Origin of the sequence: Marinobacter sp. NFXS11, from assembly GCF_040148675.1 — a bacterium.
Classification (GTDB): Bacteria; Pseudomonadota; Gammaproteobacteria; order Pseudomonadales; family Oleiphilaceae; genus Marinobacter.
The window spans coordinates 145,186-160,391 of sequence record NZ_JAGDDV010000002.1 but is presented as its reverse complement, the minus strand read 5'-3'; the positions used below and the strand labels follow the sequence as shown (position 1 = coordinate 160,391).

At 58.3% G+C, this 15,206-nt stretch carries 16 protein-coding genes and 1 other RNA gene; 7 read left to right on the top strand and 10 right to left on the bottom strand.

What is annotated here, in order from left to right; all coding sequences use genetic code 11:
• Positions 1 to 148 precede the first annotated feature (148 nt).
• Positions 149 to 2,149, top strand: coding sequence for a bifunctional diguanylate cyclase/phosphodiesterase (locus J3362_RS09875; protein WP_349519399.1), 2,001 nt, complete (start codon positions 149 to 151; stop codon positions 2,147 to 2,149).
• 7 nt (positions 2,150 to 2,156) lie between these two features.
• Positions 2,157 to 3,209: a DUF2333 family protein gene (locus J3362_RS09870; protein WP_349519398.1), complete on the top strand. Its 1,053-nt coding sequence runs from the start codon at positions 2,157 to 2,159 to the stop codon at positions 3,207 to 3,209.
• Positions 3,210 to 3,292: 83 nt separating this feature from the next.
• On the opposite strand, the gene ppa is transcribed toward J3362_RS09870, so the two are convergent.
• The 3 genes from ppa to rpiA all read right to left on the bottom strand — a co-directional run bounded on the left by ppa (position 3,293) and on the right by rpiA (position 6,291).
• Positions 3,293 to 3,820 carry an inorganic diphosphatase gene (ppa, locus tag J3362_RS09865; protein WP_014578423.1) on the bottom strand — a complete coding sequence of 176 codons (528 nt, stop codon included), beginning with the start codon at positions 3,818 to 3,820 and terminating at the stop codon, positions 3,293 to 3,295.
• Positions 3,821 to 4,325: 505 nt separating this feature from the next.
• Positions 4,326 to 5,465 carry an acyl-CoA dehydrogenase family protein gene (locus J3362_RS09860; RefSeq protein ID WP_349519396.1) on the bottom strand — a complete coding sequence of 380 codons (1,140 nt, stop codon included), beginning with the start codon at positions 5,463 to 5,465 and terminating at the stop codon, positions 4,326 to 4,328.
• 145 nt (positions 5,466 to 5,610) lie between these two features.
• Positions 5,611 to 6,291 (bottom strand): ribose-5-phosphate isomerase RpiA, encoded by a 681-nt coding sequence (rpiA, locus tag J3362_RS09855; protein ID WP_349519395.1) that lies wholly within the window; start codon positions 6,289 to 6,291, stop codon positions 5,611 to 5,613.
• Between the two features lie 151 nt (positions 6,292 to 6,442).
• On the opposite strand from rpiA, the gene ilvA reads away from it, so the two are divergent.
• Both ilvA and J3362_RS09845 read left to right on the top strand, forming a co-directional pair.
• Positions 6,443 to 7,978 (top strand): threonine ammonia-lyase, biosynthetic, encoded by a 1,536-nt coding sequence (gene ilvA / locus J3362_RS09850; protein WP_349519394.1) that lies wholly within the window; start codon positions 6,443 to 6,445, stop codon positions 7,976 to 7,978.
• 365 nt (positions 7,979 to 8,343) lie between these two features.
• Positions 8,344 to 8,505, top strand: a complete 162-nt coding sequence (locus tag J3362_RS09845; protein ID WP_008170953.1) for a hypothetical protein — start codon at positions 8,344 to 8,346, stop codon at positions 8,503 to 8,505.
• Here J3362_RS09845 and J3362_RS09840 read toward each other — a convergent pair.
• The 6 genes from J3362_RS09840 to J3362_RS09815 form a co-directional block, all read right to left on the bottom strand.
• Entirely contained in the window at positions 8,487 to 9,122 is a 636-nt protein-coding gene (locus J3362_RS09840) for a 5-formyltetrahydrofolate cyclo-ligase (protein ID WP_349519393.1), read from the bottom strand. The two genes, J3362_RS09845 and J3362_RS09840, sit on opposite strands and share 19 nt — an antisense overlap.
• Positions 9,123 to 9,126: 4 nt before the next feature.
• A non-coding RNA gene (gene ssrS / locus J3362_RS09835) (6S RNA) lies at positions 9,127 to 9,308 on the bottom strand.
• Between the two features lie 62 nt (positions 9,309 to 9,370).
• Positions 9,371 to 9,667 carry a cell division protein ZapA gene (locus J3362_RS09830; RefSeq protein WP_014578418.1) on the bottom strand — a complete coding sequence of 99 codons (297 nt, stop codon included), beginning with the start codon at positions 9,665 to 9,667 and terminating at the stop codon, positions 9,371 to 9,373.
• Positions 9,667 to 9,873 carry a TIGR02449 family protein gene (locus tag J3362_RS09825; protein WP_008170964.1) on the bottom strand — a complete coding sequence of 69 codons (207 nt, stop codon included), beginning with the start codon at positions 9,871 to 9,873 and terminating at the stop codon, positions 9,667 to 9,669. Before J3362_RS09825 ends, J3362_RS09830 begins: the two co-directional genes overlap by 1 nt.
• A gap of 103 nt (positions 9,874 to 9,976) precedes the next feature.
• Positions 9,977 to 11,251, bottom strand: a complete 1,275-nt coding sequence (locus J3362_RS09820; protein ID WP_349519392.1) for an ABC transporter permease — start codon at positions 11,249 to 11,251, stop codon at positions 9,977 to 9,979.
• Positions 11,248 to 11,964 (bottom strand): ABC transporter ATP-binding protein, encoded by a 717-nt coding sequence (locus tag J3362_RS09815; RefSeq protein ID WP_349519391.1) that lies wholly within the window; start codon positions 11,962 to 11,964, stop codon positions 11,248 to 11,250. The genes J3362_RS09820 and J3362_RS09815 overlap by 4 nt, the downstream gene beginning before the upstream one ends.
• A gap of 67 nt (positions 11,965 to 12,031) precedes the next feature.
• On the opposite strand from J3362_RS09815, the gene J3362_RS09810 reads away from it, so the two are divergent.
• Positions 12,032 to 12,553: a DUF3299 domain-containing protein gene (locus J3362_RS09810; RefSeq protein WP_349519390.1), complete on the top strand. Its 522-nt coding sequence runs from the start codon at positions 12,032 to 12,034 to the stop codon at positions 12,551 to 12,553.
• A gap of 6 nt (positions 12,554 to 12,559) precedes the next feature.
• Here J3362_RS09810 and J3362_RS09805 read toward each other — a convergent pair whose 3' ends face one another.
• Positions 12,560 to 13,123, bottom strand: a complete 564-nt coding sequence (locus J3362_RS09805; protein ID WP_349519389.1) for a ZrgA family zinc uptake protein — start codon at positions 13,121 to 13,123, stop codon at positions 12,560 to 12,562.
• Between the two features lie 136 nt (positions 13,124 to 13,259).
• Between J3362_RS09805 and J3362_RS09800 the strand changes: the two genes are divergently transcribed.
• Both J3362_RS09800 and pepP read left to right on the top strand, forming a co-directional pair.
• Positions 13,260 to 13,859, top strand: coding sequence for a UPF0149 family protein (locus J3362_RS09800; RefSeq protein ID WP_014578413.1), 600 nt, complete (start codon positions 13,260 to 13,262; stop codon positions 13,857 to 13,859).
• 26 nt (positions 13,860 to 13,885) lie between these two features.
• Positions 13,886 to 15,205 (top strand): Xaa-Pro aminopeptidase, encoded by a 1,320-nt coding sequence (pepP, locus tag J3362_RS09795; protein WP_349519388.1) that lies wholly within the window; start codon positions 13,886 to 13,888, stop codon positions 15,203 to 15,205.
• Position 15,206 lies beyond the last annotated feature (1 nt).

Sequence of the window (15,206 nt, the reverse complement as noted above, 5' to 3'; positions counted from 1 at the left end):
GACGATTTTTCAACCTTAGTCCTTTTGCAGAGTCTATAGTGTTTAATGTTGTCGGCGTAGGTTGCGCTATGTAAATGTTTGTCAACTCTGCGGTGCAGGTCACAATCACCTGGACGGCTGGCTCACAGCCAATCCGGAGAAGCTCCCCATGGCACGGAAGCATATCCCCCTGAAGCAGACGCAACAGGGTGCGGTCACATTGCGAACCCTGCTTCTGGTGTTGACCGGAAGTCTGCTGGTTACCCTGCTGGTTGCGGTGTTTATCACCAGCTACGGTTATTTTCGGGACTATGTCTCGGATCAGCTGGCAGGTCATGCCCGTGACGGGGCGACCGCGATCGGGTTGTCCCTGTCCAATGCCATCGACGGCCGCGATCCGGTTGCCTCCGCCTCCCTGATTGATGCGGTGTTTGATAGTGGCCGCTATCTGTCGGTCAGCTACCTGAATCATCAGGGCGAGCAGGTTGCCGGTCGGGCCATGACGCTCAATAAAGTGGCTGTCCCCGCCTGGTTCCGTGACCTCGCGGATCTTCCGCTGCCGGTTGCCGAGGCAGAAGTTGTCCGTGGCTGGAGCCGCCTCGGCACAGTGCAGGTGATCAGTCATCCCGGCCGAGCCTACGAGGATCTCTGGCGAATCACCATTGGGTTGACTGCCAGTACTGCCGTTATCGGGGGCATTGGACTGTTTGCGGTTTTCCTTCTGCTTCGTCGTACCCTGCGCCCGCTTCATGCTCTCGAGGATCAGGCAAAGGCCCTCGGCCAGCGGGATTTCAGGAAGCGGGTCTCTATCAAGTCGACCCGCGAGATCAATCAGGTGACGGGCGCCATGAACCGGATGGCGGATGACCTGGGCCAGCTCTTCGAAGGCCAGGCGAAACTCATTCAGCACCTGCGTCGCGTGAACAACGAGGATTCTGTAACCGGGCTGGCCAGCCGGAGTGCCTTTGACCAGCGCCTGAAAGTGGAGGTGGAGTCCGAGGAAAAGGCGGCACCCGGAATTCTCATGCTGATTCAACTGGCCGACTTTTCGGGATATAACCAGGCCTATGGCCGGAGCGAGGCCGACCGGTTGCTGCTACGGGTAGCAACCTGGATTGGCGAATTCGTCATGCAGCATGCCGGGTCCTTTGCCGGGCGCCGAACAGGAGCCGAGTTTGCCATCTTTCTGCCCGGTGCGATGCCGGCTGATGCCGGTGTCTGGTGCCGTCAGCTGGTCACGGACCTTGATGGGGTATATGCAGATCTTGCCTCGCCGATGGATACCGCCGTTCATGCCGGTCTGGCAAGAACGCTGGAAGGCCGTGGTGCCCGCGACCTGATGGCGGCGGCGGATGAAGCTTTGCGCGCTGCCCAGAGCAGGGCCGAGACTGGCTGCCATCTGGCTGATCCTGAAAAGGATGGTCATCACAACCTCGAAACCTGGCGGGTGATTATCAGCGAGGCAATCCGCCGACAGGCCCTGTCGCTGTGGCTCCAGCCCATGGTGAACGAGGGCCGCCTCATGCCGGTCTATCATCAGGTGTTTTCCCGGATCGATTCCGCCGAAGGGGCCTTGAAGGCAGGCACCTTTGTACCGATGGCTGAGCGTTTCGGGCTGATCTCGGACCTTGATCGTCTGCTGGTCCAGCGGGTGCTTAACCGCCTGAAACAGAGCCCGGATCAGCCGCTGGCGGTCTCGCTTGGCAATGCCTCCGTGGCCAGCGAGGCATTTCGCACGGATTTGCTGGACCAGCTGCGGCAGGCCGGTTCGCCGGCACGGAATCTCTGGATCGGTATTTCAGAGCAGGCCATTCACCACCACCGGACCGCGGTGGGCCTACTGGTCAGGGCGTTGGGGCGACTCGGTGTTCCGGTACTGGTCGACCGCTTCGGAGTGGGAGGCGTACCGTTCAGTTACCTGAGAAATCTGAGGTTTCAGGCCCTGCGTATCGACAACAGCTTCATCCACAATATCGACACCCATGAAGATAACCGCTTCTACCTTGAGTCTGTGGTGGCCATCGCTCACAGTCGTGGCGTGAAAGTGTTCGCCACAGGAGTGGAAACTGCCGCGGAATACTCGGTACTCTGTAAACTGGGTATCGACGGGGCCATGGGTTACCATCTGGGCAGGCCGTTTGCCGCTGACAATCAACAGACAGGGGATTAAAAGTCATATGCCAGGCAAAATCAGACAGTACTTCAAGGACAAGAAAGACGATGTTCAGGATTATGCCGGTGGCAGCGGCGTAATTGGCAAACTGATTCTGGCGTTGGTTGTAATCTACCTGCTGGTGGCGCTGGTGCTGGGCATGATCTGGAGCAGCGAGCCCGAAACCTTCTCGGTGCGCGAGCACACGAGGTCTGTGGCCAACACGATGGAAAGGGAACCTATTACCGGCTTTGCCACCACAGTCACTATGATTCGTATCGGAGAAACCCTGCTGGATAAGCCTGGTGGCTATATTTCCAACGACATTTTCCCGCCAGGACTGTGGCTGGATAACATGCCGAACTGGGAATACGGCGTTCTGGTTCAGCTGCGGGACCTGTCGCGCGCCATGCGCAAGGACATCAGCCGCTCGCAGAGCCAGTCTGCGGAAGATCGGGATCTGACGATCGCCGAGCCGCAGTTCCATTTCGACAGCGAGAGCTGGGCGATCCCGTCTACCGAGGCTGAATACCGTCGGGGTATCACCGCTCTGAAACGTTACCTTGACCGGCTGTCGAGCCCGGAACAGGCCGACGCCCAGTTTTTCGCTAGAGCGGATAACCTGAGCAACTGGCTGGCGGACCTGGAGACTCGCCTGGGGAGTCTGTCGCGTACGCTTGGTGAAAGTGTTGGCAAGGCATCTGTATCAGACTCGGTGATCACAATGAACTCCGGTGATCCTCTTGCTGAGGAAGCGACCGGAGAAGATGTGAAGACACCCTGGACCAAAATTGATGACGTTTTCTATGAAGCCCGCGGCAGCTCCTGGGCGCTTCTGCACATCTTCCGGGCAATTGAAGTGGATTTCCGGAAAGTGCTGCAGGACAAGAATGCCATGGCGAGCGTGCGGCAGGTGATCATCGAGCTTGAGGGTGCCCAGGGCGAAATGTGGAGCCCGGTGATTCTCAATGGCAGCGGCTTTGGCGTACTGGCCAACCACTCGCTGACCATGGCCGCCTACCTTTCCCGGGCCAACTCGGCGATCAGTGACATGCGGGACCTGCTGTCCCGGGGTTGATGACAGGAGAGCTTGATCCAGAAACAAAAAAACCGGGCTTAGCGCCCGGTTTTTTTATGCCATCAAGCAACGAAGAGCCCGGCTCAGCCTTTGTAGGCGTTCACGGAATCCACGATGGCTTTTTTGGCGGCGTCGGCGTTGTCCCAGCCTTGCACTTTCACCCACTTGCCGGGCTCGAGCGTCTTGTAGTTCTCGAAGAAATGCTTGATCTGGTCGCGCAGCAGCTCGGGCAGATCGTCAATTTCCTTCACGTCATGGTAGGTGGTGGTCAGCTTGTCATGGGGAACTGCAACCAGCTTGGCGTCGCCACCGGCTTCGTCTTCCATGTTCAGCACACCCACCGGGCGGCAGCGAATCACGGAACCGGCCTGGATCGGGTAGGGGGTCACAACCAGAACGTCCAGGGGGTCACCGTCGTCGGCCAGGGTGTGCGGGATGAAACCGTAGTTGGCCGGGTAGAACATGGGGGTCGCCATGAAGCGGTCTACCAGCAGGGCGCCCATGTCTTTGTCCAGTTCGTACTTCACCGGGGAGCTGTTGGCCGGGATTTCGATAGCAACGTAGATGTCTTCAGGCGGGTTCTTGCCTGCGGGGATGTTGTCGAATTGCATGTGCGATCCTTCCTGGTACGTTAAAGGTACGTTTAACTGCGGTTAAAAAGTGGGCGCAATTATACGGGAGTATCCTGCAGTTCGAAACTAAACCTTGGTCGTTGGTTATTGGCTTGGTTGCCGGTCTTGGTAGGTCTTTCATTCTGGTGCAAGCAGCTATCTGGAAGGGCCTTCCGAAAAACGCCCGTGAATACGTCCATGTAGGGCTCGGTCGCGCCATCCTTGGCGCTCCACGTTTTCGGAAGGCCCTTCCAGATAGCCGCCCGAGCCATTGAGCAACCCTCAAAAGCGGACCCTGATGAGAGAGGCCAACAAAAGGCGGATTGCACATTGCTTGAACGGGGGCCTGTCGGTGGCCTTTCCAAAACTGTAGAGGGCCAAGGATGGCCCGAAACAAGCGCACAGGGATGTGCTCGTAGCGTGTTTTGGAAAGGCTACCGACAGGACGCCGCCCCCAATCTGGCAGGCTGGGTCAGGGCCGGAGAGCACGATCGAAGCCAACGGGTTAGAGCTTGATCTGCTTGGCAATGAGCTCCTTCATGATCTCGGTGGTGCCGCCGCCGATGGAAAGGATTTTGGCGTCACGATAGAGGCGCTCGACGACGGTTTCCCGCATGTACCCCATGCCACCGAACAGCTGCACCGCTTCCCGGGTGACCTTTTCGCAGACATCCACCGAGAAATTCTTGGCCATCGCCACTTCCTTGATGGGGTTCTTGCCCGCCTGCATCAGGGCGGCGCATCGGTAGGTGTATTCCCGGGCCACGTCGATCTGGGTCGCCATATCCACAAGCTTGTGGCGGGTCACCTGGAAGCCCGTGATATTGCGGCCGAAAGCCTTGCGTTGTTGGGTGTATTCCAGCGCCGCTTCGTAGGCCAGTTGGGCGGTCATGTACGCCATGATAGCCAGGCTCAGGCGCTCAAACAGGAAGTTGCTCATGATGGCGATGAAACCGGCGTTTTCGGCGCCGATCAGGCGGTCGGCCGGCACGCGGCAGTCCTCGAAAAACAGCTCGGCGGTATCGCTGGCCCACCAGCCCATTTTTCGCAGTTTCTTGCCGGTGGAGAATCCGGGCATGTCCCTGTCGATCACCAACAGGCTGATTCCACCATGGCCCTCGCCGCCGGTACGCACGGCCACGGTATAGTGGTCGGCGCGCATGCCGCTGGTGATGAAGGTTTTGCTGCCATTTACAATGTAATGGTCGCCGTCGCGGACGGCCCGGGTTTTGAGGTTGGCGACATCGGAACCTCCGCCGGGTTCGGTCACTGCCAGGGCGGCAATTTTTTCACCCCGCAGTACCGGCGGCACGATCTGTTCGCGGATGTCCTTTTTTGCCCATCTGGCGACTGGCGGCAGCCCGATATCCAGAGACCCTAGACCAGCGACAAGGCCGCCTGATGTGGATCGCATAAGCTCTTCAGAAACGGCTACTTTCAGGAAAATGTCGCCTTCTCCGATGCCCCCCAATGCTTCCGGAAAGCCAATGCCCAACAGCCCGGCATCCCCGGCTTTTTTGTAGAGATCCCGGGGAAATTCACCGGCTTCTTCCCAGTCGTCGATGTGCGGCAATACGTGGGTTTCGATGAACTTGCGGGCGGTCGCGCGGACCTGCTGATGGGTTTCGTTGAAGTATTCGGACACGGTCTGGCTCCCCTGATCGGAATCAATGGGAAGCAGTGTCGCCTAAATATGATTACCAAGCAAGCGCTTGGTTGTTCGCCCATCCAGGCAATAAAAAAGCTGGCCCGAAAGGCCAGCTTCGACATCGAGGAGCGACAGAAGCCGGTCAGGCGCCTTCGCTGGAGATGCTTTTCACGCCGTCTTTGGTTCCCAGCAGCAGGAGATCAGCGCGGCGGCGGGCGAACAGACCATTGGTGACCACGCCGACGATGTTGTTAAGCTTTTCTTCGACCCGGATCGGTTGGGAAATGTCCATGTTGTGCACGTCGATGATAATGTTGCCGTTGTCGGTCACTACCCCTTCCCGATAGACCGGGTCACCGCCCAGTTTCACGATTTCCCGGCCAACATGGCTCCGGGCCATGGGAATGACTTCCACCGGAAGCGGGAATTTGCCCAATATACCGACCATCTTGGAGTCATCGGCAATGCAGATGAAGGTTTTGGCAACCGCGGCCACGATTTTCTCCCGGGTCAGCGCGGCGCCGCCGCCTTTGATCAGTTCCAGGCGGTCGTTGGTTTCGTCAGCGCCGTCCACGTAGAACTCCAGCTCTCCGGCACTGTTGAGGTCGTAAACCGGGATGCCGTGGCTTTTCAGACGTTCGGCAGTGGCCTCAGAGCTGGCAACGGCGCCGTCGAACTCGGTCTTGAGTTCCGCGAGCATGTCGATGAAGAAATTGGCCGTGCTACCAGTGCCCACACCGATCACGCTCTCGCTATCAAGACGAGGAGCAATGTAATCAATGGCGGCTTTGGCGACGGCTTTTTTCAGTTCGTCCTGGTTCATCACTGGCTCCGGCTTCAAATCAGTTTGGCTTTGCCGGCATTATAGCGCCTAAGAGGCCTCTGCTTATAGACGGCTGCCGTGCAAACTTTCTACACTGTGGGTTTTTCTCAGCCAGTCATCACTCACTCATCGACCAAAAGCCGGAACTGCTATGCCGCAACGCTACATCAAGAAGATTCTCGATGCGCGCGTCTATGACGTGGCCATCGAAACACCCCTGACTGAAGCCCGCAGTCTGTCCAAGCGCTTTGGCAACAATATTCTGCTCAAGCGTGAAGATCTTCAGCCGGTGTTCTCCTTCAAGATTCGTGGTGCCTATAACCGGATTGCACAGCTTTCCGAGGAGCAGAAGGCCAAGGGTGTCATCTGTGCGTCCGCCGGTAATCATGCCCAGGGTGTGGCGCTGGCTGCCAAGAATCTCGGGATCAAGGCGGTGATTGTGATGCCGCAGACCACGCCAGAGATCAAGGTGCGTTCGGTGCGGGATCACGGTGCCAAGGTGGTCCTCAAGGGCGATGCCTTCGACGAGGCGGCCGCCCACGCTCAGGAGTTGATCGCAAAGCACGGCTACACCTACATTCCGCCGTACGATGATCCCGATGTGATCGCCGGCCAGGGCACGGTGGCCATGGAAATTATGTGGCAGTTCAGCAAGCCGATCCACGCCATCTTCATCTGTGTTGGTGGCGGCGGGCTGATTGCCGGCATGGCCGCTTACATCAAGTATTTGCGCCCCGAAATCAAGGTTATTGGCGTCGAACCGGAGGACTCCAACTGCCTCCAGGCCGCCATGAAAGCAGGCAAACGTGTGGTGCTCGATGAAGTGGGCATCTTTGCTGACGGGGTGGCAGTCAAGCAGATTGGCAAGTACCCCTGGGAGATCTGCAAGGACCACGTGGACGAGGTGATCACCGTATCCACCGACGAAATCTGCGCGGCCATCAAGGATGTGTTCGAGGATACCCGCTCCATTGCCGAGCCGGCCGGTGCCCTGGGTGTGGCGGGCATCAAGAAATACATTGAGCGTGAGAAAGTCGAGGGCGAAAACCTGATTGCCACCCTGAGCGGTGCCAACATGAACTTCGACCGCCTGCGCTACATCTCCGAACGCACGGAAGTGGGCGAGAAACGCGAGGCGATCCTGGCCGTGACCATTCCGGAGAAACCGGGTGCCTTCAAGACCTTCATCAACGCCCTGCACAAACGCAGTATCACCGAGTTCAATTACCGCTACGCCGATGCTGCCAATGCCACGATTTTCGTTGGCATCCAGATTGCCGCGGGTGGTCACGGCCGCGAGGATCTGGTTCAGGATCTTCGGGAGAGCGGATACTCGGTGGTCGATTTAACTGACAGCGATCTGGCCAAGCAGCACATCCGTCACATGGTGGGCGGTCACGCGCCGACCATCACCAATGAGAAAGTCTTCCAGTTCGAGTTCCCGGAGCGCCCGGGGGCGTTGCTGAAGTTCCTGATGTCTCTGGGTACCCGCTGGAATATCTCCATGTTCCATTACCGAAACCATGGTGCGGCCTACAGCCGTGTTCTGCTGGGCGCCCAGGTGGACGACGATGAGGTGCAGGATTTCGAGAAAATGCTCGATAAGGTCGGTTTCCGCTATGAAAACATGACGGATAATGAGGCCTACCAGTTGTTTCTCGGGCAGGGTAACGCCCGGTCCTCCTAGCTCGTGAGTTCAGTGCGGGAACCGGTTGTGGACACCCTTTCAGAAACACGCTCCTGGCGGCACATCCCTGTGTCGCTTGGGCTCCGCCCCTCAGCGCTTATTGCTCCTGCGTCGCGCTGAGGGTCCTGGGCAGGCCGTCCATGGCCTGCCCGTGAAGCACTGGCGCGCTCCACCCCTGGCTCCGCACAGTTTCAGAAAGGGTGTCCCCAGCCGTTTCGTAAGCTCTGAGAAAGCTTACGGAAGTTTAATCTGTGAAAAATTGTAAAACCAAAGATAGGTGTTAGTCTTTGTTCTGATTCTTGAAGTCAAGAATAGCTCACTGATTTCCCGACATTTTCAAAACTGCATCTTGAGGAACTGAAGCCATGGGCGGCAAGCCTGACATCATCAAAGCCATTGTGCTGATTTTTGCCATCGGCCTTGTGATTACTGGTTTCACATCCATCCACGCCTCCGAAGATAAAGACGCACGAGCGGCCAATCTGGTTGGCTCCGTTCAGGTCATGAATCAGCCGCTGAACCGGTAACGTCGCTTATCGGTCACTACGCTGTGAAGGGGCACGTCCCAGGGCTCGATTGGCAGCTTCTTAACTTTCTGGAAATCGTGGGCCAGGCCAATCAGCTTCGGCGCCAGTCTGGGCCTTATCCGGCTGAAGGCAAACGTTCTGTCGTAAAAGCCTCCCCCCATCCCCAGTCTTCCGCCCTGTTCGTCAAAACCCACTAACGGAAAAAGTACCGCATCCAGTGCCCAGGCGGGGCGACGCAGGCCTTTGCTGAACCCTGGCTCGGGGATGCCAAAACGGTTGGCGGTGAGTTCCACGCCGTCGTAGTAGGGGCTGAAAACCAGCCTGCCGTCATGGATCGGATGCAGTACCGGCAGGTAGAAGCGGATGCCCTTACGCCGGGCGATGTCCAGATAAACGTGGGGATCAATTTCGCCGTCGTTGGGCAGATAGATTGCGATGTGCCGGGCCCGGTGCAGGTCTGGATTCTTCAGCAGATTGAGGGCCAGGTGCTCGGCGGCCTGCTGCTGTTTTTCAACGCTCAGGTCGCGACGATATTGCCGCAGGCGTTTGCGAAGTTCACTGCGTGAAAGGGTATCAGGATGGGATTGGAACGGTTGAGGCTCGATAAACTGGCTCAAAATAAAGCTTCCCGGGCTGCCGTTATCGGATGTGGCCCTTGAACCCAAAGTTCAAGGTCGGTGGCCGCTGTGACATATTAGGCTTTCCCCTGTCGGGGACGTGCTCACAATGCCCTGAAGTAGCCACCTGGGTAGTGCGCATCGGCTCGAGGACGTATCCGACTATCCCGAACAGCCCAGGAAGTTGTTCTCATTATACGGGCAGTGTCGGGGCCGATTGCAACACCTGTCTGAGATTCTCTGGAGATTTAACGACCCGAGCCATCACCGAGCGCGCCGTCCAGTTTGTTGTCCATGGCTCGCAGCAAGGTGCTGGTAGCATCGGACATGGTGTCGCGCTCGAGCAGTTCGTGGGTAATGTTCAAAGCTGCCATTACAGCAATGCGCTCGGTACCAAAAACCTTGCCGCCGGCGCGGATTTCCCGCATTTTGCTGTCCAGATGCCGGGCGGCACGCAGCAGTGCCTCCTGTTCTTCCTCGGGGCAGGCGACCAGATATTCCTTGTCGAGGATTTTCACCTCAACCGTGGTGGATTGCTGTGCCATCAGTGATGCTCCAGGGCCCTAAGGCGGCTGATCATGGCTTCGATCTTGTGCTTCGCGTGATCGTTCTTCTGCACCAGCTGGGCCCGTTCCCGGTTCCAGTCGTCTTGCAGCTCCCGCAATGTGGCGTTGTCCCGCTCAAGTTTCTGACAGCGTTCAATCAGCCTGTCCAGCTTGTCCGCTAATGCCTGTACTTCGGACTGTTCCATGACGTGCCCAGCAGTGGTTTTATGATATTAAGCTCAACTATAAGTGTGGACGCTAAGTCGGTCAATTTACAGGCTTGTCATTGCGTTCCCTGCGTGATGCCGATCACTGATCCGCGGCCTCGCCAAAGCCCAGCCGGCGGCTCTGGCGCCATGTGTTGAAGGCCGGGATCAGCGCCACGGTGAAGGCGGCAACCGGAACCAGGGCCAGTAACGTCCATTCCTCGGGCGTCAATGGGCGAAGCTCGATTTGCAGGCCATAGTTGGCCAGTAACCATGGGCTCGCCAGTGCAAGGCCCGCCATACCAAGGGCCAGGGCGAGCACGCAGGCTGCCAGGGCAAGAGCCACGCACTCGAGGATGTACAGTGAGGCAATTAGCGCCGGAGAGGCACCGGTTGCCCGCAGTACGGCGATTTCGTGGGCTCTCTGGGCCTGGAGGGTCAGAAGTACGGCGATTAGTCCGATCAGGCTGGTTACCACGACAAAACCGGTTATGCCCAGTAGTGCTCGCTCAAACTGGCCCATCAGCCGCCAGAGTTCACTGAGGGCGACTCCCGGAAGTATGGCCGAGAGCGGCTCGCCGGCAAACTGGTTGATTTCCCGCTGTATGCGGAAGGTCAAGATTTGCCGGTCGATACCAACGAACACGGCGGTAATGGCATCGGGTGTGAAATCTCGGCCCTTTGCCTGCTCCGGTGTGATTGTCCGTCCGGGGATGGCGACCCCGGATTCCCAGCCTACGTGCATGGCCTCCATGCCATTCAGGCTGATATACACGGCCTGGTCCACCGGCGTTCCGGTAGGTGCCAATATGCCGGTGACGGTAAACGGCGTGTCTTTGTGGTTGGAGAAACTGGTGCGTCCACCGCCATGGGATAGCACAATCTGTTCGCCCACCTGATGCGCCAGCGAGCGGGCAACGCCGGCGCCCAACACCACATCAAAGACCCCTTCAAACCACTGGCCTTCATCCAGTTCGAGGGGCAGGTCGCGGCCGTAACGGAAGTGTTTGAAAAAGTTCTCATCTGTGGCGACCACACGATTACCCCGGTAGCTGTCTCCCAGGGAAATCGGAATCAGCCAAGCCAGGCGGTTATCCTGTTTCAGGCCCTGATAAGTCGACCAGCGAATGTTGTTGGTGGCATCGCCAATATGAAACACGGTGTACAACAGTAGATTCAGCTGGCCACTTCGGGCGCCGATGATCAGGTCTGTACCGCTGATGGTGCTGGTGAAGGACTGTTTGACCTCCGTGCGCAGGTACTGGATGCCAAGGAGCAGCGAAACACTGAGCGTCAGTGTAAGGCACACCAGGGCCAGTACTTTTTTCCGGTGCCAGAGGCTGGCCAGGGCGAGTGTCAGGGCCAGGCGTGCTTTCATGTCCGGTCACCCTGCAGTTCCAGCTGATTATCGAAATGGCGGGCCAGGGCCTGGTCGTGACTGACGAACAGAACCGAGGTGTTGTGCCGGTGCGCAAGAGTCAGAAGCAGTTCCAGGAACCGGTCCCGGTTGTCGGCATCCAGGGCTGATGTAGGTTCGTCCGCGAGAATCAGGCCGGGCGCGCCAATTAGCGCCCGGGCGGCTGCGATACGTTGCTGCTGGCCAATACTCAGCCTGGTGACTTTCCTCTGCCAGTGGTCCTCGGGGATGGACAGGGCGGCAAGCAATCTTTCCGCCTCGTCTTCGACGGTCGGTTCGGTGCGCTCTCTGCGCAGTTCAGAAAGTCCGCAGGGCAGGGTGACGTTGGCTCGTGTGCTCAGGTAGGGCACCAGATTGAACTGCTGGAAGATCACGCCCATGTGGTCGGCCCGGAACTGGTCGCGGGCGCCGGCACCCAGCCGGTGGATATCGGTTCCGAGTACCCTGACAGTGCCAGAGGCCGGTCGAAGCATGCCTGCCAGCAGGCTGAGCAGCGTGCTTTTGCCACTGCCGCTCGGGCCGTGCAGAAAAAGGTGTTCGCCGCGTTTCAGTTTGATATCCGGAAAGCTGAGGCGGGGCTGAACAGGGCCCCAGGAAAAGCCGAGCCCGCTGACTTCCATCGCAGTTTCTGTGCTTCGGGAACTGTTGCTGGCTGAGTCTGTCTTGCTGGTCATGTTGGTTGCCGTCGCCCCGGTGTATGATGGCGGTTTCCGGATAGTAATCTCAGGAGTCTTTGGTCCAATGATGTCTGCCCCGGCACGTTCGCGCTTTGCGCTGCCTTTTTTCATCGCGCTTACCCTGGTGTCTGTGCTTCCATCAACAGGTCGGACTGAAACCCGGGAGATCGACTGGCTTGAACTGATGCCCGCCGAGGATCTGGCGCTGCTGGAGAATATGCCAGAGATTGAGCACGAGGGCGATGGCCCGCCGCTGCTGCCGGATGAGATCATGACCGGTCGGGTTGTGCCGGAAATGGGCAATGTTGAAGGCCGCATTCCTGGCTTCGTGGTCCCCCTCAAGACAACCGAGGACATGCGCATCCTGGAGTTCTTCCTGGTGCCCTACTACGGCGCCTGTATTCATGTGCCGCCACCGCCCCCCAATCAGATCATTCACGTCAAGTACAAGGAAGGTTTCACGCTCGAAGCCCTGTACGATCCGGTGTGGATCGAAGGCAAGCTGGTCATTGACCGCACCGAAAACGACATCGGCACGTCTTCCTATTCTATGGTCGCAACCGGGGTTGAGCCGTACGAAGAATAGATGCTGTCATCGGCTGCGGAGTTCAAACGTGCTTTCTCCGTGGCCCAGCCGGGCTGATCCCTGACCTTCTGGCCATACCCACTGAACGCCGAGATGCTCTATTCCGGAAAACCGGGTTGTAATGGGCGTTGCAAGCGCCTGGGATGAACCCAGGCCCGGACAGCTCAGGGTCTGGGTGACTTCGAAATCCGAGTGAGATGATTCGTCCGGATGATCATGGTCATGCCCATGACTGTTTCCGTGATCATCGCCACCTGTCTGATGATGCACTACCGCATTCATGACGGTGCAGCCCCCCTCACTGGTATCCGCCAGGGGTGTCTGTCCAAGCCAGTTGGCTACCTGGTTAACCAGTGCTTTCTGGTCGTCCGAACGGGCACGATGTTCGAACCCCAGCAGGTTGTAGGCCGGCGATGTGAACAGGAGATCAATCTGCTCTCCCTCGATGGCCAGTTGTAGTTCGGCATGACCGTGCTGGTGAGCACCTGGATTGTCGCTGGCAAACACAGGGCCAGCGTTTGCAATAGCGGCGCCAGCCAGGAAGAAGTAGGTTGTGTCTCGTAAGGACATGGCTTTAGCTCTCGGCATAAATGATACGTTATAACATATTGTTCGCTTGCCGGATAAAAATCAACAGGCAGTGCCTTGGCACCGCCTGAATGCTAGGATAGACCTCTAATCCATTAACACAGGATCCGCCTGTTTCATGTCAGAAACCGACACTTCCGGTGCTGCCCGCGCCGCAGAATTCGAGCGCTGGGCCAACGTTTTTACAGCTCACAAGGCATTCAGCCACCCATCCGAACTGCACGGCGCGCTCTGTGGTCGCCTGGCGGCCGGATCCCGTATCGAAGAGCCGGAGTGGCTGGCAATGGTGTGTGAACACATGGGGCTGGCCGAGAACGCGGCCGAAGAGTCCGATGATCTCGCTCCGTTCATGAACAAAGCCTATGAACAGACCCTGGAGCTCTTGAAATCAGCAGACATGAGTTTCCATCCTTTACTGCCGGATGACGACTATGCCATTGAGCAGAGGCTGGAAGCCTTGGTTTCCTGGGTGCGGGGATTTCTCGAGGGTATGGCACTGTCGGCCGGCGAGTCACTCGGCCAGGCGCCGGACGAGATCCGCGAACTGATCGAGGATATGGTGGCCATCAGCCAGCTATCCGAAGAGGAAGAAGCGGACGACGAAAGCGAGCAGCAGTTGCTGGAGATTACCGAATACATCCGGCTGGGGGCGCTCGCCGTGTTCACTGAATTCAACGCCCCTGAACCACCGAAGTCTGATTCGCCGACCCTGCACTGAGCCGGGTCCTGATTGCAGGAGAGACTATGAACTCCATGATTCCCGTAAAGGAGTTTGCCGAGCGCCGTCGCAAGCTGATGGAGCGTATGGCGCCAGACAGCATTGCGATTATTCCGGCCGCCCCGGAGCGCGTTCGTAATCGGGACGTGCTGCATCCGTTCCGCCAGGACAGCGATTTTCATTACCTGTCCGGTTTTGGTGAGCCGGAGGCCGTTCTGGCGCTGATTCCGGGCCGTGAACACGGGGAATCGGTACTGTTCTGCAAAGAGCGCAATCCGCAGAAGGAGCTCTGGGACGGTTTCCTGGTTGGCCCGGAAGGCGCCATCGAACGCTACGGCCTGGACGATGCGTTTCCGATTGCAGACATCGACGACATCCTGCCGGGCATGATCGAGGGTCGAAGCCGGGTCTATTATCCCCTTGGCAAGGACGATCATTTTGACGCCCGGGTCATGGACTGGGTGAAGATGATTCGCAGCAAGGTTCGCAGCGGCGCCCATCCGCCGGGCGAATTCGTAGCCCTGGAGCACCTGCTTCATGACCTGCGGCTGTACAAGAGCACCCATGAGATCAAGATCATGGCCAAGGCCGGCCAGATCAGTGCCGAGGCCCACTGCCGGGCCATGAAACGGGCCCGCAAGGGCGGCTTCGAGTACAACCTCGAGGCTGAGCTTATCCACACCTTCATGGAGCATGGCGCACGGTCTACGGCCTATCCATCCATCGTGGGCGGGGGCGCCAATGGCTGCATCCTGCATTACATCGAGAACAGTGCGCCGCTAAAGGACGGCGATCTGGTGCTGATCGATGCCGGCTGTGAATACCAGTGCTACGCCTCCGACATCACGCGCACCTTCCCGGTCAGTGGAAAGTTCAGCAATGAGCAGCGGGCCCTCTACGAGGTGGTGCTGGCGGCGCAGTATCGGGCCATCGAGGCGGTCTCGCCGGACAACCACTGGAACCGGCCTCATGAGGCTGCGCTGGAAGTACTGACCCAGGGCCTGATCGATCTGGGGCTGTTGTCCGGCACCCTGGAAGACGCCATCGCCAACGAAGCCTACAAACCCTTTTTCATGCACCGAACCGGCCACTGGCTGGGGCTGGATGTACACGACGTGGGCGATTACAAGGTCGGTGACGCCTGGCGCCAGCTGGAACCCGGAATGGCCCTGACCGTCGAGCCTGGCCTGTACATTGCGCCGGATAACACCGACGTGGATGAGAAATGGCGCGGCATCGGTATACGCATCGAAGACGATGTGGTGGTGACCAAAGACGGCTGCCGGGTCCTGACCGAAGCGGTGCCGAAAACCATTGCCGAAATCGAAGCCCTGATGGCGGACTGAC